General features: G+C 45.3%; 22 protein-coding genes. 17 read left to right on the top strand and 5 right to left on the bottom strand.

What is annotated here, in order from left to right; all coding sequences use genetic code 11:
* Window positions 1-31: 31 nt before the first annotated feature.
* From rplT to A1D16_RS10260, 4 genes are all read left to right on the top strand, one after another.
* Window positions 32-376, top strand: coding sequence for a 50S ribosomal protein L20 (rplT, locus tag A1D16_RS10275; protein WP_150847143.1), 345 nt, complete (start codon window positions 32-34; stop codon window positions 374-376).
* A gap of 133 nt (window positions 377-509) precedes the next feature.
* On the top strand, window positions 510-1,904 hold the full coding sequence (locus tag A1D16_RS10270) for an arginine decarboxylase (RefSeq protein WP_290709275.1): 1,395 nt from the start codon (window positions 510-512) through the stop codon (window positions 1,902-1,904).
* Between the two features lie 201 nt (window positions 1,905-2,105).
* A complete protein-coding gene (locus A1D16_RS10265; protein WP_290709274.1) occupies window positions 2,106-2,966 on the top strand; it encodes a DUF6089 family protein in 861 nt (286 codons plus the stop codon).
* A 3-nt stretch (window positions 2,967-2,969) separates the two neighbouring features.
* Window positions 2,970-3,866: a TraB/GumN family protein gene (locus A1D16_RS10260; RefSeq protein ID WP_290709273.1), complete on the top strand. Its 897-nt coding sequence runs from the start codon at window positions 2,970-2,972 to the stop codon at window positions 3,864-3,866.
* 65 nt (window positions 3,867-3,931) lie between these two features.
* Here A1D16_RS10260 and A1D16_RS10255 read toward each other — a convergent pair whose 3' ends face one another.
* Window positions 3,932-4,354, bottom strand: coding sequence for a nucleoside-diphosphate kinase (locus tag A1D16_RS10255; RefSeq protein ID WP_290709272.1), 423 nt, complete (start codon window positions 4,352-4,354; stop codon window positions 3,932-3,934).
* Between the two features lie 58 nt (window positions 4,355-4,412).
* Here A1D16_RS10255 and A1D16_RS10250 point away from each other — a divergent pair, with 58 nt between their 5' ends.
* Window positions 4,413-5,426, top strand: coding sequence for a bifunctional oligoribonuclease/PAP phosphatase NrnA (locus tag A1D16_RS10250; RefSeq protein WP_290709271.1), 1,014 nt, complete (start codon window positions 4,413-4,415; stop codon window positions 5,424-5,426).
* 3 nt (window positions 5,427-5,429) lie between these two features.
* Complete coding sequence (locus A1D16_RS10245) at window positions 5,430-6,335, top strand: FKBP-type peptidyl-prolyl cis-trans isomerase (RefSeq protein WP_290709270.1); 906 nt, start codon at window positions 5,430-5,432, stop codon at window positions 6,333-6,335.
* 77 nt (window positions 6,336-6,412) lie between these two features.
* Here A1D16_RS10245 and folP read toward each other — a convergent pair whose 3' ends face one another.
* On the bottom strand, window positions 6,413-7,237 hold the full coding sequence (gene folP / locus A1D16_RS10240) for a dihydropteroate synthase (RefSeq protein WP_290709269.1): 825 nt from the start codon (window positions 7,235-7,237) through the stop codon (window positions 6,413-6,415).
* 52 nt (window positions 7,238-7,289) lie between these two features.
* On the opposite strand from folP, the gene A1D16_RS10235 reads away from it, so the two are divergent.
* The 3 genes from A1D16_RS10235 to A1D16_RS10225 are packed head-to-tail and all read left to right on the top strand — an operon-like array spanning window position 7,290 to window position 10,028.
* On the top strand, window positions 7,290-7,835 hold the full coding sequence (locus A1D16_RS10235; RefSeq protein WP_290709268.1) for a DUF1599 domain-containing protein: 546 nt from the start codon (window positions 7,290-7,292) through the stop codon (window positions 7,833-7,835).
* 22 nt (window positions 7,836-7,857) lie between these two features.
* Window positions 7,858-8,943 carry a BT_3928 family protein gene (locus A1D16_RS10230; protein ID WP_290709267.1) on the top strand — a complete coding sequence of 362 codons (1,086 nt, stop codon included), beginning with the start codon at window positions 7,858-7,860 and terminating at the stop codon, window positions 8,941-8,943.
* A gap of 32 nt (window positions 8,944-8,975) precedes the next feature.
* A complete protein-coding gene (locus A1D16_RS10225) occupies window positions 8,976-10,028 on the top strand; it encodes an ABC transporter permease (RefSeq protein WP_290709266.1) in 1,053 nt (350 codons plus the stop codon).
* Window positions 10,029-10,051: 23 nt separating this feature from the next.
* Here A1D16_RS10225 and A1D16_RS10220 read toward each other — a convergent pair whose 3' ends face one another.
* Both A1D16_RS10220 and recF read right to left on the bottom strand, forming a co-directional pair.
* The gene (locus A1D16_RS10220; RefSeq protein WP_290709265.1) at window positions 10,052-10,333 is read right to left on the bottom strand and encodes a DUF721 domain-containing protein; all 282 of its coding nucleotides are present in this window, start codon (window positions 10,331-10,333) and stop codon (window positions 10,052-10,054) included.
* 346 nt (window positions 10,334-10,679) lie between these two features.
* Window positions 10,680-11,834, bottom strand: coding sequence for a DNA replication and repair protein RecF (recF, locus tag A1D16_RS10215; RefSeq protein WP_290709264.1), 1,155 nt, complete (start codon window positions 11,832-11,834; stop codon window positions 10,680-10,682).
* Window positions 11,835-11,844: 10 nt separating this feature from the next.
* Here recF and pdhA point away from each other — a divergent pair, with 10 nt between their 5' ends.
* The 7 genes from pdhA to A1D16_RS10180 are packed head-to-tail and all read left to right on the top strand — an operon-like array spanning window position 11,845 to window position 17,194.
* On the top strand, window positions 11,845-12,840 hold the full coding sequence (pdhA, locus tag A1D16_RS10210) for a pyruvate dehydrogenase (acetyl-transferring) E1 component subunit alpha (protein WP_290709263.1): 996 nt from the start codon (window positions 11,845-11,847) through the stop codon (window positions 12,838-12,840).
* Window positions 12,841-12,856: 16 nt separating this feature from the next.
* Entirely contained in the window at window positions 12,857-13,537 is a 681-nt protein-coding gene (locus A1D16_RS10205) for a tetratricopeptide repeat protein (protein ID WP_290709262.1), read from the top strand.
* A 5-nt stretch (window positions 13,538-13,542) separates the two neighbouring features.
* Window positions 13,543-14,043 carry a 6,7-dimethyl-8-ribityllumazine synthase gene (gene ribH / locus A1D16_RS10200; RefSeq protein ID WP_290709261.1) on the top strand — a complete coding sequence of 167 codons (501 nt, stop codon included), beginning with the start codon at window positions 13,543-13,545 and terminating at the stop codon, window positions 14,041-14,043.
* Between the two features lie 5 nt (window positions 14,044-14,048).
* Window positions 14,049-14,771: a (Fe-S)-binding protein gene (locus tag A1D16_RS10195; RefSeq protein ID WP_290709260.1), complete on the top strand. Its 723-nt coding sequence runs from the start codon at window positions 14,049-14,051 to the stop codon at window positions 14,769-14,771.
* A 29-nt stretch (window positions 14,772-14,800) separates the two neighbouring features.
* Window positions 14,801-15,211, top strand: a complete 411-nt coding sequence (locus A1D16_RS10190) for an EVE domain-containing protein (RefSeq protein WP_290709259.1) — start codon at window positions 14,801-14,803, stop codon at window positions 15,209-15,211.
* Complete coding sequence (locus A1D16_RS10185; RefSeq protein ID WP_290709258.1) at window positions 15,211-15,900, top strand: Sir2 family NAD-dependent protein deacetylase; 690 nt, start codon at window positions 15,211-15,213, stop codon at window positions 15,898-15,900. Before A1D16_RS10190 ends, A1D16_RS10185 begins: the two co-directional genes overlap by 1 nt.
* Before the next feature lie 46 nt (window positions 15,901-15,946).
* The gene (locus tag A1D16_RS10180; protein WP_290709257.1) at window positions 15,947-17,194 is read left to right on the top strand and encodes a hypothetical protein; all 1,248 of its coding nucleotides are present in this window, start codon (window positions 15,947-15,949) and stop codon (window positions 17,192-17,194) included.
* Between the two features lie 6 nt (window positions 17,195-17,200).
* Here A1D16_RS10180 and A1D16_RS10175 read toward each other — a convergent pair whose 3' ends face one another.
* Window positions 17,201-18,178: a hypothetical protein gene (locus A1D16_RS10175; protein WP_290709256.1), complete on the bottom strand. Its 978-nt coding sequence runs from the start codon at window positions 18,176-18,178 to the stop codon at window positions 17,201-17,203.
* Between the two features lie 208 nt (window positions 18,179-18,386).
* Here A1D16_RS10175 and gyrA point away from each other — a divergent pair.
* Window positions 18,387-20,283: DNA gyrase subunit A (gyrA, locus tag A1D16_RS10170; protein WP_290709255.1), on the top strand; the 1,897-nt coding region annotated here is incomplete at its 3' end.

Below are 20,283 nucleotides of genomic sequence, written 5' to 3'. Positions count from 1 at the left end.
ATTTAACCACCAAATTTAAACTCATTAGCATATGCCTCGTTCAGTAAACGCAGTAGCTTCAAGAGCTCGCAGAAAAAGAATCCTTGACCAAGCAAAAGGATATTACGGTAAACGTAAGAATGTATATACAGTAGCCAAAAACCTGGTTGAAAAAGGGATGACCTACAGCTATGTGGGTCGTAAACTCAAAAAGCGCGAATACCGGGCTCTTTGGATTGCCCGTATCAATGCCGCTGTACGTGAAGAAGGGTTGACTTATTCCGTATTCATTCACAAGTTGAATGAGAAAGGAATTACTCTGGATCGTAAAGTATTGGCAGACCTGGCTATGAACAATCCGGAGTCTTTCAAAGCCCTGGTTGCTTCTGTTAAATAATATGGTTCCACCATACCAATAATAGTTAACCGGTCCATTCGTTTGGGCCGGTTTTTTATTTCTATTTAATTCATGATTTTCTTATAGGTTTGTAGCTTATATGAATCACCCAATTAATCATGTTTTCCGCTAGATGAACAATACCTACTTTGACCTGGTAGACCAAACCTTCAATTTCCCGCAGGAAGGTTTCGAGGTAAAAGACGATTACCTCCAATTCAACGGCCTTAATGTGAAAGCACTTATCGACAAGTATGGCACCCCCTTAAAGTTGTCTTACCTGCCGAAAATCGGCATGCAGATCAATAAGGCCAAACAGATGTTTGCCAATGCGTTCAAAAAACATAAATACGAAGGGGAATACTTTTATTGTTATTGCACTAAAAGCTCTCATTTCTCCTTTGTAGTGGAAGAAGCGCTCAAACATAATATCCACCTCGAAACTTCGTATGCCTACGATATTGAGATTATAAAAAAGCTCTACGCTAAGAAGAAGATTAATAAGGATACCTTTATTATATGTAACGGGTTCAAACAGAAAACCTATACGAAACGAATTGCGGGCCTCATTAATAGTGGGTTTAAAAATGTAATTCCCGTACTGGATAATGTTAACGAACTGGAAGACTATCGCAAATCAGTTCGGGCGCCTTTTAAACTCGGTATCCGGGTTGCGGCAGAAGAAGAACCCAACTTCCCGTTTTATACCTCTCGCCTGGGTATCCGGGCAAAAGATATCCTGGAGTTTTATGTTGACCAGATAGAAGGGTACGAAAATAAATTCCAGTTGAAGATGTTGCACATTTTCCTGAACAAAGGAATTAAGGATGATATCTATTACTGGTCGGAATTAAATAAGGTCATTAACCTGTATTGCCAGCTGAAAAAAATCTGTCCGGAACTGGACAGTATAAATATTGGTGGTGGTTTTCCCATTAAACATTCCCTGGGCTTTGACTATGATTACCAGTTCATGATCAATGAAATTGTAAGCAATATCAAAGCTGCCTGTAAAAAGGCTAAAGTGCCCATGCCGAATATTTATACCGAATTCGGAAGCTATACGGTAGGGGAGAGCATGGCACATATTTACTCTGTTATTGCCCAAAAAACCCAGAACGACCGGGAAATCTGGTACATGATTGACTCCTCTTTCATTACCACCCTGCCCGATACCTGGGGAATTGGTGAACGCTTTTTGCTTCTACCCATCAATAAATGGGATGAGGAATACCAGCGGGTGGTATTGGGCGGAATTACCTGCGACAGCCATGATTACTATGATTCGGAAGAGCATATCAACGAAGTGTTCCTGCCGAAAGTTGGTACAGGTGAACCACTTTATCTGGGATTCTTCCATACCGGCGCTTACCAGGATCAGATCAGCGGTTATGGAGGAATTAAACATTGTATGATTCCATCCCCCAAACATATTATCATCGGCCATGATAAAAATGGTAAACTCGTAGACTGGGTGTACGCCAAAGAACAGTCGGCGCAAAGTATGTTGAAAATCCTCGGCTATTAAACAGCCACCGGAATAAACTAATTAAAGTCCCAATCGGGACTTTTTTTCTTTTCGTAAGTAGTTCTGTTTAGGCCTGGCAGGATTATAATCAATTTTTTTCCGATCTGATCCGGGAGGAAAAGCATTGAAATACGAATAGTGGGTGTTTGCACGCTATAAGCTTGGCTTAAAACTTGCTAATTTACGATCACAACCTGCTTTATGCGTACAATCCTTATTGGCTTACTGGCATTTTTACCTGTATCCCTTCTGGCACAAAACTGGCAATTGGTCGGTTTTGGCGGGGTTGCAAACTATCAGGGCGATCTACAGGACAGGCGATTTACCACCCAACAGGCCCAGATTGCCCTTGGAGTGGGGGTTCAATATGATATTAACAAACATTTTGCGGTCCGCGGAATGGCCAATTATGGCCGGATAAGCGCCGATGACCGCTTCAACAAGGATGCAGGTTTACGATCCAGGAACCTCAACTTCAAATCGCAGATCCTGGAAGGAAATATTCAGCTCATGTACCGGTTTCTGGACCTTGAATCCAAACAATGGACCCCGTATCTGATAGCAGGGCTGGGAGTATTTGGCTTTGATCCCTATACCCATGATACCCTGGGAAACAAATACTATCTCCAACCCCTTGGAACCGAAGGACAGGGACTGACCGCATTCCCCGACCGCGTTATGTATAAAAGAGTGCAGTTGGCTATTCCATTCGGCGGAGGTATTCAGCTGCGCTTGAATGAGCAGGTTACCCTTGGATATGAAATCGGTATGCGTAAAACATTTACCGATTACCTCGATGATGTAAGTACCAATTATGTCGACCCCGATATACTGCTGGCAGGCAGGGGGGCCCTTGCTGTAGAACTGGCCTACCGGGGAGATGAGTTGAAAAATGGAAACCAGGTGTACCCGACCGGTGCCGTGCGGGGAGGCCCGAATTTTAAAGACTGGTATTATTTTCAGGGAATCACAGTAAATTTCCGGCTGGGCAGTGCAAGGCGCGGCGGCTATAACGGAAAGTCGATGGGGCGCCAACTGGATTGCCCGCGAAATATAAATTGATCCATGAAGCATCGTTTCTTAGTTACCGCTGTTAGCTTATTGTTCCAGTGCCTGCAGCTCGCAGCCCAATCTCCCAAAACCCTGTTATGGGAAATCAGTGGTAAGGGACTCTCCAAACCTTCTTATATTTTTGGTACCATGCACGTATTATGTGCAGCGGAGGAAATGATGTCGGACAGCCTCTTGGCCGCCATACAAAAATCGGAACAGGTTTTTTTCGAAATTGATATGGATAATCCGGGTGAAATGCTGGGTGTATTTAAATATATCCGGATGAAAGACAATAAAAAAATCAGTGACCTGCTGAGTGCGGAAGAGTACCAACGGGTAAAGGATTATTTTTCGAACAATAAAACAGTGCTGCCGCTGAGTATGATGGAACGATTCAAACCATATTTTGTGGCCGCCATGTTAAGTGAATCAAAAATGCCTTGCAATGCCAAAACCGGCATGGAAGAATTAATTCTGAAACAGGCAAAAACACAAGGTAAAGCTATTGGCGGACTGGAAACCATCGCTTTCCAGGCAGGTGTATTTGATAGTATACCTTATACCGAACAGGCGAAAGAATTACTTAAAACCATTGATGAAGAAGCCCGCCAGGACAGTTTTACCAATCGCATGTCGGAGATTTACCGCTCGCAGGACCTGCAGCAGATTGAAAAGCTTACGCTGGAAGAAGAGGGCGGGGTTAGCGCTTACCTCGAACTTTTTCTCTTCGGCAGGAATGCCAGCTGGATACAACCCATGGAAACCGCGATGCAAAAAAATGCGGTATTATTTGCCGTTGGCGCGGCGCATTTACCCGGCGAAAAAGGGGTGCTTAACCTCTTGCGTAAAGCGGGCTACACCCTGCGACCTGTTGAAAACAACGGTCGAACAGCTGTATTGGTACAATAATATAGGTCAAAAAAAAAGACCTCCAATAGGAGGCCCTTTCAATGTTTTGTGGTTAAGGACGGAAATTAACCGTTTACCTGTTCCATACCACTAAAGAAAAATGCTCCTTCAATGGCTGCATTTTCATCACTGTCGCTTCCGTGTACCGCATTTTCACCAAGTGAAGTAGCAAATAATTTCCGAATGGTTCCTTCTTCAGCTTTTGCCGGGTCTGTGGCCCCGATCAGCGTACGGAAAGAAGCAACTGCATTTTCTTTTTCCAGTATCGCCGCAATAATGGGACCGCTGCTCATGAACTCAACCAACTCCCCATAAAACGGGCGTGCTTTGTGTACGGCATAGAATTCGCCGGCTTTCTCAGCACTTAGTTTGGTTAATTTAAGGGCCACCAGGCGGTATCCTTCTTTGATAATCCGATCAATGATAGCACCGGCATGGCCGTTTTTCATTGCATCGGGTTTAATCATAGTGAATGTTCTGTTACTCATATATACTTGCTCTTTGGGGCGCAAAGGTAGCTATTTTTCCCTACATTTGCCCGGCTTTATGCTACCTATACATCATATTTACCCGAAACTGGCTACACCGGCCAACGTAATTATTACAACCCACCAGAAGCCTGACCCGGATGCACTGGGCTCCTCTCTTGCACTTAGCCAGGTACTGCTTGCCCTCGGCCATAGCGTTACGGTGATTTCACCAACAAACTGGGCTGCTTTTCTGGATTGGATGCCAGGTGCAGAAGCCGTGTTGAATTTTGAGATAACCCGCGAAAAATCAGCCAGCCTAATTAATGCAGCAGACTGGATATTTTGTCTTGATTTTAATACACTTAGCCGCACCAAAAACCTGGCGCCCGTGCTGGAACAGGCAACGGCAGCTAAAGTATTGATCGATCATCATCAACAACCAGCGGTAGAAAGTTTTGCATACGGTATCAGTGATATCACCAAAAGCAGTACCTGCGAAATGATCTATGATTTTATCATAGAAGGGGGGTGGGAAAACCTACTTACCGTAGATGTAGCTGCCTGTTTATATGCCGGTTTAATCGGAGACACGGGGTCTTTCAGGTTTCCCGCAGCCTCTGCTAATGTACACAAAATGGCTGCTCATCTGAAGGAGACGGGCCTGAAACACACCAAAGTACATGAGCATATTTATGATAATTTCATGGAAAGCCGGCTTCGCTTTATAGGTTTTGTCCTCACCAGCCGCATGGAAGTTTATTACGAATACAATACGGCACTCATCTATATTTCCAAAAACGACCTGCTGCGGTATGATATCAAAACCGGCGATACCGAAGGTCTGGTGAACTACCCACTTTCCATAGGCGGCATTAAGATGGCTGCGATTTGTATTGATCGGGACGAAGAAAGAAAATGGAGCTTCCGTAGCAAGGGTAACGTAGATGTCAATACCTTTGCCCGTCGGTTTTTTGAAGGGGGAGGGCATTTTAATGCGGCCGGTGGCCGAAGCAGTGCCTCCCTGGAAGAAACTGTTAAAACCTTTAAAAAGGTACTTAAAGAAAATGCATCAGAATTTCAACTGATATAAAAAATGACAAAAACGCTTGTATTCTCAACAGTAATTGCCGCAACCATGCTTGCGGCCTGTGGTAGTACCGACTACAGTAAAACAGCCAGCGGTATCACGTATAAGATTGTAGAAAAGGGAAGTGGTCCTCAGGTAAAAATCGGGCAATTCCTTCAGGTGCACTATACGCAGAAAGTAAATGACTCTTTATTGATGACTTCCAATGGAGGTGTACCTGTATTTGCACGGGTAGACAGTGTTGGACCAGTTTACAATGCAGCAGAAGTATTTCGTTTTCTTTCTAAAGGAGATAGTGTGGTGGTAGTGCAGGAAGTAGATAGCCTGATGAAACAAAACCCCATGTTGCCTCCGTTTATGAAAAAAGGCGACAAACTTTATCTGTACCTGAAGGTTACGGATATCCTGGACAATGAACAACAGGTGCAGGCCGCTCAGGATAAAGAAATGGCCGGACAAAAAGACCGCGATCAGGCCCTGGTTGATGAGTACATCAAGAAAAATAACATCAATGCTACCAAAATTGGTAAAGGTACTTATGTGAAAGTTGATAATCCTGGTACCGGTGCCAAAGCTGATTCTGGTAAATACGTTTCCGTAAAATACCGGGGTAAAATCCTTACTACAGGTAAAGAGTTCGAATCTACCATGGAAGCCGGAAAAGACCCCATTACATTCCCCCTTGGTATGGGCCAGGTGATTCCGGGCTGGGATGAGGGCTTGAAAGAATTTGCAAAAGGCGGAAAAGGTACCCTCTATATTCCCGGGTTTCTTTCTTATGGATCACGTCCGGGTCCTGGTGGTCAGCCCAACGAAGCCCTTATGTTTGATGTAGAGATGGTTGATATCAATGATCAGGCTCCTCAACCCAAACAAAACCCCCTGATGCCGCCGGTTGATGGTAAACAATAAAGCTGCGGAATTGTTACTATAGCTGATACACGCACACATGAGAATGCCGTTCGGGAAACCGGGCGGCATTTTTTGTATCAATGATCTGTTTTTACCAGCTTAATCACTTCCATGGCTTCCTTTACATCATGTACCCGCAGAATGGATGCACCCTTCAGTACCGCCAGCGTATTTAAAACGGTGGTACCATTCAGGGCGGCTTCTGCCGGCACCCCAAGGGTTTTGGTAATCATTGATTTTCTGGAAAGCCCCACCAACAGGGGATGCCCTAATAGCTGCAACTGATCCAGCGCTCGTAATAATTGAAAATTATGGGATATTGTTTTGGCAAATCCGAAGCCGGGGTCCAGAATAATATCTTTTATGCCCGCCGCTTTACAGCTATTAACACGTTCCAGGAAATAATCGGTTAGTTTCGTTATCAGATCCGTATACTGAGCTAGTGACTGCATGGTTTGAGGTGTTCCTTTCATATGCATGGCAATAAACGGAAGGCCAGCCGCAGCTACCACCGCCAACATAGCAGGATCCAGTAATCCGGCACTGATATCATTCACCATATGGATACCCATGGCGGCGGCTTGTTCGGCTACCCGTGCATGAAACGTATCAATCGAAAAAAAACAGGATGGAAATTTTTCAAGTAAAACAGGTAAAACCGGTTCCAGCCGGGCCCACTCTTCAGCTGCGGTAAGATAGTTGCTACCCGGACGAGTACTCTGGGCCCCAATATCCAATAGGGTAGCCCCTTCCCGTATCATTTGCTCCGCTTTTGCCAGTACTGCTGATACCTGCTCCTTTCTGCTGCCTGAAAAAAAAGAATCTGGGGTCAGATTAATAATGCCCATCACAACTGGTTGATCCAGTACAAGCAAAGCTCCACGGCAATTGAGGGTATACATGCGCTTGAATCCTTATTTTTGAACGATAAAGATGAACATTTTATTCGAACCCATGCCCAACACAATAACACAGTACGACCAGGCTATTCAGGAATGCAAAGATATTTTTATCCAAAAAACGCGCGATTATGGTACGTCCTGGCGGGTATACCGACCTATTTCTGTGGCAGACCAGCTTTTTATTAAAGCAAAACGAATCCGTACCATCCAGGAAAATAAAAAGCAATTGGTTGGCGATAGCATCAAATCAGAATTCATGGGAATTTTAAACTACGCCGTAATAGGCTTGATGCAACTTGAACTGCAACAGGAACCTGCAGAAAATTTACCCACCGAGCAGGTTAATCAGTTATATGACCATCAGGTTAACCGGGCAAGATTGCTGATGTCGAAAAAAAACCATGATTATGGCGAAGCCTGGCGCGATATGAGCCAGCAAAGTTTTACTGATCTTATCCTTGCCAAACTCCTGCGAATTCGTCAGATCCTTGCCAATGACGGACAAACCCTGATCAGTGAAGGTATTGATGCTAACTATCTTGATATTTTTAACTATGCAGCATTTGCCTTGATCTTATTGGAAGAAGGTAAACATTAAGCAGCTAAAGTCAACCAGCAATATGAAAACAATTCTTACAGTAACCCGCTACCTGGTAGGTATACTTTTTATTTTTTCCGGGCTGATCAAAGCCAATGATCCACTGGGGCTCAGTTACAAAATGCAGGAATTTTTTGAGGTATGGGGCCTTCATAACCTAAATGACTATACGCTGGCATTTTCTGTTTTGATGATCGCTTTTGAAATTATTGCGGGTGTTGCTGTACTTATTGGCTGGCAAATGAGGTTGTTTAGCTGGTTGCTATTGTTGCTTATTATCTTTTTTACCTTTCTTACCGGCTATGCATTGTTCTCCGGTAAAATAAAAACCTGCGGCTGTTTTGGTGATTGCATTCCGCTTACTGCCGACCAGTCTTTTGTAAAGGACCTGGTTCTGTTAGCAGGTATTCTTCTTCTATTTGTTAACCGGAATCGTATTAAAACGCGTATAAGCAGCCGTACCAGTATACTGATACTACTTATTACCACTGTTTTTAGTTTTGGTTTCCAATGGTATGTTCTTAACTATCTGCCGGTGCTGGATTGCCTGCCCTATAAAAAAGGAGCCCGTATCAGCGAACAGATGAAAATTCCGGCCGGCGCCATTCCAGACAGTACCGTTATCAGTTTTGTTTACAATAAAGCTGGTAAAGAACTGGAGTTTACGGCAGATCAGTTTCCGGATGATTTTGATGAATCTGTTTATTCATTTGTGCGCAGATATGATAAGCTTATCCGGAAAGGAAATGCAGAACCCAAGATCAAAGATTTTGTATTGCTTACACCGGGCGGAACAGATACCACCCAAGCCATTATCAACCAATCTGGCGAAATGTATTGGTTATTCATCCAGTCGCTCCAGGAAAAGGATAAAAAACAACTGCTTCAGGTATTGGATCAACTGGCCGGTAAGCTAAAGGAATCTGGTCGGCCGGTATATGTAATAACACCCGTTGCAGATGTTGTGGAGTCGTTTATCACCAGCTCCAAAACACCGGTATTAGTGCTGCGTTGTGATGCGGTGGCTGTTAAAACGGCTGCCCGTTACCCCGCAACATTGTATAAGCTGGTGGACGGGGTGGTAGTAGAGAAAAAGGCGGTGAAGTAAAGGCCGGACATGGATGGAAAAGAAAATCACCTATGGCAAAATATTTCTTACGAAAGCTGGTGTATGGTGGGGCCGTTTTACTGGGCGTAGTAGTACTGGTCTTTTTCCTGTTTCAGGGCTTTGGTGATCCCAGCAGGCTTGTAATGGGGCAAAGAGCCGACCAGGCTACACAAGATAATATCCGACGCGATCTTTACCTCGATCAACCCAAATGGAAACAATTCCTGGCTTACCTGAACGATGTTTCACCCCTTGGTTTTCACAGCCAGGATGAAATTGACCGCAAGGGGTTAAAGGGCTTTTTCATAGATACGGGTAATAGAAAAATCGGCCTTAAAATTCCCTATCTGCGCACTTCGTACCAGAGCAGGAGAGAAGTTGGCACCATCATCAGGGAAGCTTTGCCGGGAACCATTTTATTGGCCAGTGCAGCCATTCTGCTGGCAACTATTGGAGGCATTTCAATAGGGGTGTTGGCCGCCCTGAAAAAAGGTACCTGGCTGGATACCACCGCTATCTTTACCAGCATCCTGGGTATATCGGCTCCTTCTTTTTTTATGGCTATTGCCATTGCTTATTTGTTTGGTTTTGTCTGGACAGCCTATACAGGGTTACATATGACAGGTTCCTGGTTTGACCTCGACACGGAAACCGGGCAGCCTGTGCTTACACTGTCTAATCTGATACTACCAGCGCTTACGCTGGGAATTCGTCCACTTGCAATTATTGCCCAGCTCACCAGGGCTTCCTTATTAGATGTTATGCAGCAGGACTATATCCGTACGGCCCGCGCAAAAGGGCTTTCTGCCAGGAAAGTTATTTGGAAACACGGCCTGCGAAATGCGTTAAATCCGGTACTTACAGCCATTACCGGCTGGTTTGCGGAATTGCTGGCAGGTGCATTTTTTGTAGAATATATTTTTGGTTGGAAAGGACTCGGTAAACTTACCGTTGATGCACTTGAAAAACTGGATTTCCCGGTGGTGATGGGGGCAGTTTTATTGTCTGCCGGCTTTTTTGTGGTCGTTAATCTAATCGCTGATCTGCTCTACGGCCTGATCGACCCCCGGGCCCGGATTCAATAGAGAGGGCTTGTTGCCGGCTGTTATTACTGCACTACTACGTCTTTGATTATTTTTTCTCCCAATGCCTCATTGACCCTGGCAATAATATGTTCTTTCTGGAACAGCAGCTCCTGTTTTAACGGCGCTATGGATGTAGTGATGTATAATTTGTCGCCATAAATTTTGATGCTTTCCGTGTAACGGGCCACCGTTTTTCCCATAATGGTTTCCCATACATCGGTTATCTGAAGGGCCTGCACTGAACCTTTTAACCTGCTTTTCTGCAGGAATTGCTGAATAGCGTCTCCTAATGAATATTCGCCCATGCAGCAAAGATAGGCAGATAGCCGATTCGGAAAAGCAGGTACCTAAATCGGATAAACATGTAAAAAATACACAATAAACTGGTTGTTCATGCAACTAATGGATTTAGCTTTGCATCTTTGTATGGTTATTGGTCCCGTTTTTATATCCATCTCCTACGGTTGAAATGTGTCTTTTTGAAAACTGAATGTATGCCTTGATCCGTAGACTACCCATACCACGATATCTCTGAAAAGATATTTCTGGTTAATAGCAGAAGGTTTGGTAGAGAGGGGGAGTGGAACTGAGCGTTTGGTGCGGTGTGGCCCCCCTTTTCCGCCAACCAGCTATCTCTAAGAGCTGGTTTTTTTATGCCTGTTTCAGTTCCTGGTATCCCTTCCCGAGTCGTTCAAAGCTTTCTTTTAACCGGTCTGAGTGCGTGTCGGTCACAAATACTTGTCCGTCATTAGCATGACAGACTTCATAAAGCAGGTTATGCATGCGGTCGGCATCCAGTTTTTCAAAAACATCGTCGAGCAGTAGGAGGGGTGCAAACCCTTTCTTTTCTTTCAGTAAATTGAACTCTGCCAGTTTCAATGAAAACAAGAGGCTTTTACGTTGCCCCTGTGAAGCTATCTGGCGGAATGCCTGGCCAGATAGCAATAGCTGGATATCATCCCTGTGAATGCCTGCCTGGGTACGGCCGCTGGCCAGATCCCGGTTCCGATGTGCATGCAACAGGTCGGCCATTCCGCCGGAATGCAGGGCACTATCGTACTTAAGTTCAAGATCATACCGGGTACCTGCTATATGGGCATACCGGTCCACTGCCTGTGCTAAGAGTACCTGGCAGTACTCGTTTCGTTTTTCATATACATACGCAGCCGGCGCCAATAATTGCCGGTCCAGGATATCCAATAATTCCAGGTCCCGGCGCCCTGTTTCCAACTGCTGTTTGAGCAGGCTGTTACGTTGCTGCAGAACGCGGTTATAGGTCATTAACTGAAGCAGGTAGTCATGATCGATCTGTGAAAGCAGGGCATCTAGGAAACGCCTGCGTTCCTCGCTTCCGCCAAGAATTATCTGCACATCATCGGGCGCAATTATAACCGCTGGGTATTGCCCGATATGATCGGATAAGCGTTCACAGGCCTGCCCATTGATCGTAAAGCTTTTTTTTCCGGTTTCCCGGATAATACCGGTTACTTCCACCGACTGGCCGGCTTTATGGAACAGGCCTGCCACCCGAAGCCCCTGGGCACCCTGTAAAACCAGGTTTGCATCCGAGCGGTGGAAATAGCTTTTGGTGAAACAGAGAAAATAGATGGCATCCAGCAAATTGGTTTTACCGATCCCATTTCGACCACTGATGGCCACGATCTGCTGATCGAATTGCCAGCTGGCATTCAAATAATTTTTAAACTGATAAAGCGATATGGAGGCCAGCTGTAGCAAGATGAATGCAATATTACACTCTTTAACTGCTTGAATAGCTGATTTTTCCCTTATCTTTGCCCGTCTCAAAACTTAACTAGTGGCTACAAAATTTTCAAAGGAGACCTATCTCTACTGGTATGAACTAATGCAGTTGATCCGCCAGTTTGAATTAAAGGCTGAAGAGAAATACAAAATGGAAGGCAAAATCCGTGGTTTTTTCCATGCCTATGTAGGGCAGGAAGCTATTGCCGCCGGATGTATGACCGCTACCAAGCCGGAAGATGCGTTTATTACTGCCTACCGCGACCATGGCCTGGCCCTGGCAAAAGGTATCAGCGCCAAAGCCTGTATGGCGGAATTATATGGCAAAGCTACCGGCTGTGCAAAAGGTAAGGGTGGTTCCATGCACTTTTTTGGTAAAGAAGAACGCTTTTTCGGAGGCCATGGAATTGTCGGCGCCCAGATCGGTACCGGCGCAGGTATTGCTTTTGCGGAAAAGTATAAAGGAACCGATGCGGTATGCCTTACTTTCTTTGGAGATGGGGCTGCCCGCCAGGGAATCCTGCACGAAACATTTAACCTGGCTATGTTATGGAAAATACCGGTGATTTTCATTTGCGAGAATAACAATTATGCCATGGGAACGTCTGTAGAAAGAACCTCCAATGTGCACGATATTTATAAATTAGCCGATGCGTACGAAATGCCGGCTGATTCAATTGATGGAATGAACCCGGAAGCCGTACACGAAAGCGTGGCAAGAGCGGTTAAGCGCGCAAGAGAAGGAGACGGACCTACCCTTATCGAAATTAAAACCTACCGCTACAAAGGGCATTCTATTTCCGATCCCCAGAAATACCGTACCAAAGAAGAAGTAGAAGAATACAAGCAGCGAGACCCTCTGGAAATGGTGAAAAAAACTATTCTTGACAATAAATTCGCCACACAGGAAGAAATCGACGCAATAGATAAAAGGGTAGAAGCGGAAGTGGAAGAATCCGTGAAATTTGCGGAAGAAAGCCCCTGGCCAGATGATAGCGAAGTGCTGAAAGATATTTATGTTGACCAGAATTATCCCTTTATCGTAGACTAATAATTCCTAATAAAACATGGCGGAGAATAAGAACATACCGGTACAACCGGACGAAACAAACGAGGTTGTTGACAGAGTAACCGGCTTTTGGCAGCAGAACAGCAAAAATATCCTGATCGGCCTAACCGCATTGGTAGTAGTGGCTGGTGGAATCGTAGGATATAAATACCTGGTTGCAGAGCCAAAAGAGAAAAAAGCCAACGATGCTATATTCCAGGCACAACAATATTTTCAACGTGATTCTTTATCCCTTGCATTAAACGGGGATGCAACCAATCCCGGGTTCCTTAAAATAATGGATAAATACAGTGGAACCAAAGCCGCTAATTTGTCTAAATTTTACGCAGGAGCCATTTATCTGCGCCAGGGTGATTTTGCGAATGCAGAAAAACAATTGAAAGATTTTTCAACCAGTTCTCTGCAGATTAATGCCCGTGCCAAATCCTTATTGGCAGATGCGTATGCAGAACAGGGTAAAAAAGAAGAAGCGGCTAAACTGTATAAAGAAGCTGCCGGAATTTTTGAAAAAGATGAATTCAATTCTTCAGAGTACCTGTTTCGTTGCGGATACCTGTATGAATCAATGGGAAAAAATAAAGAAGCCATTGATGCCTATAAGCTGATCAAGGAAAAATATCCCCGTTCAGAAAGAGGCTTTGAAGTAGACAAATACCTGGCACGTCTGGGTGAATTATAATACATATGGCAGCAACAGGAAATACCCATCTTGTAAAGATACCTGCAGGCATCCTCCCCAAGGATGCCTGTGTTGTTCTGGTGAAAACCGAGTGGAACGACCGCATCATTAATGAACTTGAAGCCGGGGCAAAAAAAATTCTGGCAGAACAGGGCATCGAAAAAATTACCACTATTGTTGTGCCAGGGGCGGTGGAAATTGCTTTTGCAATCCGGGCCTGCTGGGAAGCGAAGAAATACTGGGATGACCGGCCGCATGCTTTTATTGCCCTGGGCTGTGTTATAAAAGGAGACACGCCTCATTTTGAATATGTCTGCAAAGCTGTTACGGATGGGGTTGTTTTACTTAATAACGAATTACCGGTTCCCACCATATTTGGTGTGCTAACGGTATTAAATGAAGAACAGGCCTGGGAGCGGCTTGGCGGTAAACACGGGCATAAAGGCGAAGAAGCTGCTATTACTGCAGTAAAGATGATTGCACTTCAGCGCAGTTTTAAAAAATAATTCCAGTGAAAGTTCAATTGTTCATTCCTTGTTTTGTGGATCAATTATATCCATCCACCGCTTTTAATATGATAAAAGTATTGGAGAAACTGGGTTGTACAGTCGACTATAATCCCAACCAAACCTGCTGCGGGCAACCTGCTTTTAATGCCGGTTTTCAGGCCGAAGCAAAAGCCGTTGCCGAAAAATTTGTAAAAGAAAATATAACGCATGCCGATTACCTGGTTGCCCCCAGTGCTTCCTGTGTTGGCTTTGTTTGCAATTACTACCCGCAATTATTTGACAACTCGTCCATCCATAATCAAATAAAAGAGCTGCGTGCAAGGACCTATGAATTTTCTTCATTCCTGGTAAATGTATTAGGGGTGGAAGACCTGGGTGCCAGTATGGTTATGAAAGCAACCTACCACGATTCCTGCGCAGCTTTGCGGGAACGCAAAATAAAAGAAGAACCCAGAAAACTATTAGCAAATGTTGCCGGATTGGAGCTTGTAGAAATGAAGGACGTTGAAACCTGTTGTGGATTTGGCGGAACCTTCTCCATAAAATACGAGCCAATTAGTGTGGCAATGGCAGAGCAGAAAATTAATAATGCACTTGAATCGGGTGCTTCCGCTATTATAAGTACCGACCTTTCCTGCCTGATGCACCTGAATGGTTGCATTGAAAAAAAACAGGTTGCCCTGCAGACTTTTCATATTGCAGATGTACTGGCATCGGGCTGGTAACTTACATTTGTTACTTAAAAATCTTGTTCATGGCCTATTGGTTAGTTAAATCAGAACCATTCAAATACAGTTGGGACCAGTTTGTAAAGGATAAAAAAACCTTCTGGGACGGGGTAAGGAACTACGCTGCGAGAAATAACCTCAAGGCTATGAAAAAAGGAGAGCAGGTACTGTATTACCATAGCAACGAAGGGGTAGAAGTGGTTGGAATAGCAGAAGTAGCAAAAGAATTTTACCAGGACCCCACCACGGCGGAAGAAGCCTGGGTGGTGGTGGATCTAAAACCGGTGAAAAAATTAAAAAGATCCGTTCCGCTTACCGCCATTAAAGCCGATAAAAGGCTGGCGGATATGGCGCTGGTTAAACTGAGCCGGCTCAGCGTGCAACCCGTTACGGAGCATGAATGGAACGTCATAATGGAACTGGCAGGAGAACAATAATGAAAAAACTGGTTGTATTATCCGGGGCCGGCATCAGCGCAGAAAGCGGGTTGAAAACTTTTCGCGACAGCGATGGGCTGTGGGAAGGGTATGCCATTGAAGAGGTAGCCACCCCGGGTGCCTGGAAAAAAAATCCTGAACGCGTACTGGATTTTTATAACCAGCGAAGAAGAAATGTACTCGAAGCCAAACCCAACCGCGCGCATGAAATCCTGGCTGAATTAGAAGCCCAGTTTGATGTACAGATCATTACCCAGAATATTGACGACCTGCACGAACGGGCTGGTTCAAAAAAAGTACTGCACCTGCACGGGGAAATTTTCAAAATGCACAGTGAGTTTGATATAGACCTTTCCGCTTCGATAGAAGGAGATATGCAACCCGGAGCCCTTGCGCCGGATGGGGGCCGCTGGCGACCCGCCATTGTATGGTTTGAAGAGCCGGTTCCCCAGATAGCAGCGGCAGTTCCGCTGGTCAGGAATGCAGATATTTTCCTGGTAATTGGTACTTCACTGGTGGTATACCCGGCAGCCTCTCTGATTGATTTTGTGCCAGCCGCTTGCCCGGTTTATGTGGTAGATAAAAAAATCCCCGCTGTAGGCCTCGGCAGCCGGGTACACCGTATTGAAGAACCGGCCAGTACCGGTATGGAGCGGTTTAAAAAGCAATTACTTCAAGCTTATTTTTAATCTTTTGCTAACAGGCAGGATGAATTAATTCCATTCAATTTGCAGCATGAAATGCATTCTTTCCCTGGTTCTTTTAGTGTTAATCGGGGTTTCCGGTACAGCACAACTTTCATCCGCCGCACGTAAATTACAGGAATACCGGGTAGATAGCAGTGAGCAGGAACAACAGTACCTGCATTCGGTAGCCGCCGCGTTTAAAACCGTAGAATCAACCCAGGAGAAATTTCAACTGGCCCGTCAACTGGCTTTTGCGGGCGATCACCTGCTGGCAGATTATTACCTGAAAAATTCCTATGATTCCATGATGAAGGAAGGGTATAAAGATGTTCGCCGTTATCTGGATACCATGGGAAAATTACAACTGCAGGATGCCCGGTCATGGATTCTAAACCGGGCTGCCACGGAGAAAATTGTGATGTTTAACGAAAATGGAGCACAGTTGCAGCAACGGGCATTTTTTTACAGTTTGCTGGAAGATTTTTATCAATTGGGGTTCCGGTATTTATCCCTGTATTGGCTGAATCCCCTTGCTGACCCCCATAAAAAAACCGTTAACAGGTTCATGGGCTACCAGGTTGCTGATCCTTTGGCAGCAGAAATTATCCGCAAAGCCCGTGCACTCGGCTACACCCTAATACCACAAGGCGATACCGGTATTACCAAACGAACGGCCAATGTGCAGGATGCAGTGCAGGCAACTAAACTGGCAGGAATATTTCAGCGAGAGCCGGGTGCCCGGGTTTTGGTGCTGGATGAACAGGCCCATATTGCAGAAAAACCAATCGGGGATTTTACCCCTATGGCAACGGTCTTTTACCGCCTGTCGGGTATTAATCCATTGACCATTGATCAAACAGAATTATGCAGTGGCAGCAGCTTCGAGTATGGCCGGTATTTTTATGACGAAATGCTTAAAAAAATCCCGGTAGAACAGGTTTCTATTGCACTCTCCGGCAAGCAGCCGGTAAGTTTACTGGAAAACGATCAATACGACCTGCAGGTTATTTTTCCGCAACCTAAAGCAATCCGGAACCGTGCAAGTTTCCTAACGCTTTCGGGTAAACGTAAAGAAGTTGCCATACAACCCGCTCAACGGGAACTTTTTTTTGTACAGGCCTATTATGCCGATGAAGTGCTTAAATTACCTTATGTCAGTTTGGTGCCGGCGGATCAAACCTATCTTACAGACAGGGATGGTTACTATTGGCTTTTTTTACAACCGGGAAAATATAAACTGGTATACCGCGATATCCAATATAATATACTTGCAGAAAAAGACTGGCAGGTAGAATAGTGTTGCTTAATTTTCCGCGTCTCCGATTCCAATAATACGCGTTTGCACGGCCCTGCCTTTTCCATTAGCAGGTACGGGTACGGAAATGGTGGTTTGAGCATCAATCCGCTTCACCTGCACAATTTCTGTATGGTGTAGTGATTGGTCTTTCTCCAGAAAATCTACAGCTATTGTAACCCCTTCGAGCGGCTGCCCGTAATCGTTTCGGACACTAAGTACGAGCCGGCTAATTCCTCCAAACATGCCCACGTTAATCTGATCGGGCCGTACCGACAGGTGTCTTTTCAGTGCCGCAAACTCCAACGCCGGGTTCGACGGTAAACCTGCGGGCAGCTCCTCTTCGGTATTGGATTGGGTGGTTTGAATTACCGGTAGGGCGCTTTCATTATTCTCCTGCAATACCGTTTGATTGGTGTTGGATGTCATCCACCGGAAACCAACAATCGCCAGGCCGGCCACTACTACGGCCCACCCTAATTTTGGTAAAATACGCCCTGCAGTTGTTGACTTTTGTTGCCGGGGTACCTTCTGTAATTGGTCAATAACCGGGTCAGCAGGCAACAGTTCCTCCTGTACTGCTGTTTCAACTACCACCGGCGCCTGCCTTTTTTCCGGTACCGGGGCAGCAACCGGTGCGGGTGCTGTTGCCGGCTCCTTTTTAGGGGCAGCTGCCTGCTCTGGTAAAATAACCGCCACTCTTTTTTTGCCCGGGGAATCAGCAGGAACATTAATGGATTTTGCTGCTACCGGCCGCAGGGCTTCGGTGCTTTTCTCAGCCGGACTTTTATGAAAGAGCTGGTAAAAATCTTCTTCAACAGCCGGAGCCAGTTCCTTGAATTCCGGTAATTCCGAAGCATAACGCCAGGCCGCACTTTTTCCATCCACCCAAACCAGGTCATAGGGTTTGAGGGGAAGGTGCGCCAACTCCTTCCAGGTATAGGGGCCTGATTCTTTATTATTTCGCAACAACCGGTAATGTTGCATACTTGAAGGGTTTTATGGTTGGTTTGGAATGCACCTGGTTTGGCTGATAAAAGTACAAAAAAGATAGCCACTAAATAGTGGAAAAATTGGGGTAAAATTGAGTGAATTGTTAAGGTTTTGCCCCTTAAAAACGGTAGATTTGCCCACTTTCTAATCGGCTTTTACTAAATAACAAAGAACCCTTTTAAAAGGTTAATTTTTTTACAGCATGGAAGAAAATCTGACGCCACAGGAAACCAACGACACCAACCGGATTATTCAGATCAATATCGAGGAGCAAATGAAGACCGCCTATATCGATTATTCGATGTCGGTTATAGTAGGTCGGGCCTTACCCGATGTTCGGGACGGACTTAAACCGGTACATCGCCGGGTTTTGTTTGCCATGAATGACCTTGGGATCAATTCCAATAAACCCTATAAGAAGTCGGCAAGGGTTGTAGGAGAGGTTCTTGGTAAATACCACCCTCATGGAGATGCTTCTGTATACGATACCATGGTACGGATGGCACAGGAATGGAGTATGCGGCATACATTAATCGACGGCCAGGGTAATTTCGGAAGCCAGGATGGTGATGGTCCGGCGGCGATGCGTTATACGGAAGTGCGGCTGCAAAAGATTGCAGAAGCCATGTTGGAAGATATCGATAAGGAAACAGTGGATTTTCAGCTCAATTTCGATGATTCACTCGAAGAGCCAACGGTGCTGCCTACCCGAATTCCGCAGTTATTGGTAAACGGCTCTACCGGTATTGCCGTAGGTATGGCCACGAATATGTTACCCCATAACCTCGGAGAAGTGGTAGATGGATGTATCGCTTACATCGACGACCGTGAAATTTCCGTGGAAGACCTGATCAAATATGTAAAAGCACCGGATTTTCCGACAGGAGGAACCATCTGGGGAATGGATGGGGTAAAACAGGGATTTTTAACAGGTAGAGGACGGGTGGTGCTGCGGGGTAAAATGCAGATCGAAACCAAGCCCAGCGGCCGGGAGCAGATCATTATTACAGAAACCCCTTACCAGGTTAACCGGGATGCACTTTGCGATAAAATCGGCCAGTTGGTAATTTCCAAGACCATTGAAGGAATTGCGCATGTTAATAACGAATCCAACCAGAAGGAAGGTACCCGTATTGTAATCGACCTGAAACGGGATGCCGTAGCCAATGTGGTGGTAAACCAGCTCTACAAATTTACCGAGCTGCAAACCTCATTTGGCATCAACAACGTAGCATTGGTCAAAGGCCGTCCGCGTACCCTTAACCTCAAAGAACTGATTCATGAATTCGTTGATTTCCGCCATGAAGTGGTGGTGCGTCGTACACAATATGAATTAAAAGAAGCGCAGAAAAGAGCGCACTTATTGCTGGGTTACCTGATAGCGCTGGATCACCTGGATGAAGTGATTGCGTTGATCCGTAGTTCTGCCACCCCGGAAATTGCAAGAGAAGCATTGGTAAATGCAGGATGGGGACTGGATGAAATACAGGCAAAAGCTATTCTGGAAATGCGTTTACAACGATTGACCGGAATGGAACGGGAAAAGATCCGCGAGGAATACGATTCATTGATGAAACTGATCGCTCACCTGCAGGAAGTATTAGGCAATGAAGGCCTCCGGTACGATATCATTAAGAAAGAATTGCAGGAGGTAAAAGATAAATTTGCCACGCCGCGTAAGTCAGATATCACCTACCTGGCCAATGAAATGAATGTATTGGATTTTATTGCCGAAGAAGATGTGGTGATCACTATTTCGCACCTGGGGTATATCAAACGGACGTCTGCTACCGAATATCGCCAGCAGCGGAGAGGAGGAAGAGGAGCCCTGGGCAGCAGAACCCGCGATGAAGATTACCTGGAACATATTTTCGTAGCATCTACGCACCATACCATGCTTTTCTTTACCGAAAAAGGCCGGTGTTATTGGCTGAAAGTATATGAAATTCCGGAAGGGGAGAAAAACAGTAAAGGACGCGCCATTCAGAACCTGATGCAGTTGCCTTCAGATGATAAAGTACGGGCTATTATTGATGTAGCCAACCTGGATGATAAGGAGTTTGTTCAGAACCATTACATCGTATTGTGTACCACACAGG

This window comes from Flavihumibacter sp. CACIAM 22H1 (genome assembly GCF_001601815.1).
Lineage (GTDB): Bacteria > Bacteroidota > Bacteroidia > Chitinophagales > Chitinophagaceae > Flavihumibacter.
This window is presented reverse-complemented; position numbering and strand designations above follow the sequence as displayed.

What these genes read in the sequence shown, in the direction of transcription:
- rplT (WP_150847143.1), top strand. Translation starts at nt 32, where the DNA reads ATGCCTCGTTCAGTAAACGCAGTAGCTTCAAGAGCTCGCAGAAAAAGA.
- A1D16_RS10270 (WP_290709275.1), top strand. Translation starts at nt 510, where the DNA reads ATGAACAATACCTACTTTGACCTGGTAGACCAAACCTTCAATTTCCCG.
- A1D16_RS10265 (WP_290709274.1), top strand. Translation starts at nt 2,106, where the DNA reads ATGCGTACAATCCTTATTGGCTTACTGGCATTTTTACCTGTATCCCTT.
- A1D16_RS10260 (WP_290709273.1), top strand. Translation starts at nt 2,970, where the DNA reads ATGAAGCATCGTTTCTTAGTTACCGCTGTTAGCTTATTGTTCCAGTGC.
- A1D16_RS10255 (WP_290709272.1), bottom strand. Translation starts at nt 4,354, where the DNA reads ATGAGTAACAGAACATTCACTATGATTAAACCCGATGCAATGAAAAAC.
- A1D16_RS10250 (WP_290709271.1), top strand. Translation starts at nt 4,413, where the DNA reads ATGCTACCTATACATCATATTTACCCGAAACTGGCTACACCGGCCAAC.
- A1D16_RS10245 (WP_290709270.1), top strand. Translation starts at nt 5,430, where the DNA reads ATGACAAAAACGCTTGTATTCTCAACAGTAATTGCCGCAACCATGCTT.
- folP (WP_290709269.1), bottom strand. Translation starts at nt 7,237, where the DNA reads ATGTATACCCTCAATTGCCGTGGAGCTTTGCTTGTACTGGATCAACCA.
- A1D16_RS10235 (WP_290709268.1), top strand. Translation starts at nt 7,290, where the DNA reads ATGCCCAACACAATAACACAGTACGACCAGGCTATTCAGGAATGCAAA.
- A1D16_RS10230 (WP_290709267.1), top strand. Translation starts at nt 7,858, where the DNA reads ATGAAAACAATTCTTACAGTAACCCGCTACCTGGTAGGTATACTTTTT.
- A1D16_RS10225 (WP_290709266.1), top strand. Translation starts at nt 8,976, where the DNA reads ATGGCAAAATATTTCTTACGAAAGCTGGTGTATGGTGGGGCCGTTTTA.
- A1D16_RS10220 (WP_290709265.1), bottom strand. Translation starts at nt 10,333, where the DNA reads ATGGGCGAATATTCATTAGGAGACGCTATTCAGCAATTCCTGCAGAAA.
- A1D16_RS10205 (WP_290709262.1), top strand. Translation starts at nt 12,857, where the DNA reads ATGGCGGAGAATAAGAACATACCGGTACAACCGGACGAAACAAACGAG.
- ribH (WP_290709261.1), top strand. Translation starts at nt 13,543, where the DNA reads ATGGCAGCAACAGGAAATACCCATCTTGTAAAGATACCTGCAGGCATC.
- A1D16_RS10190 (WP_290709259.1), top strand. Translation starts at nt 14,801, where the DNA reads ATGGCCTATTGGTTAGTTAAATCAGAACCATTCAAATACAGTTGGGAC.
- A1D16_RS10185 (WP_290709258.1), top strand. Translation starts at nt 15,211, where the DNA reads ATGAAAAAACTGGTTGTATTATCCGGGGCCGGCATCAGCGCAGAAAGC.
- A1D16_RS10180 (WP_290709257.1), top strand. Translation starts at nt 15,947, where the DNA reads ATGAAATGCATTCTTTCCCTGGTTCTTTTAGTGTTAATCGGGGTTTCC.
- A1D16_RS10175 (WP_290709256.1), bottom strand. Translation starts at nt 18,178, where the DNA reads ATGCAACATTACCGGTTGTTGCGAAATAATAAAGAATCAGGCCCCTAT.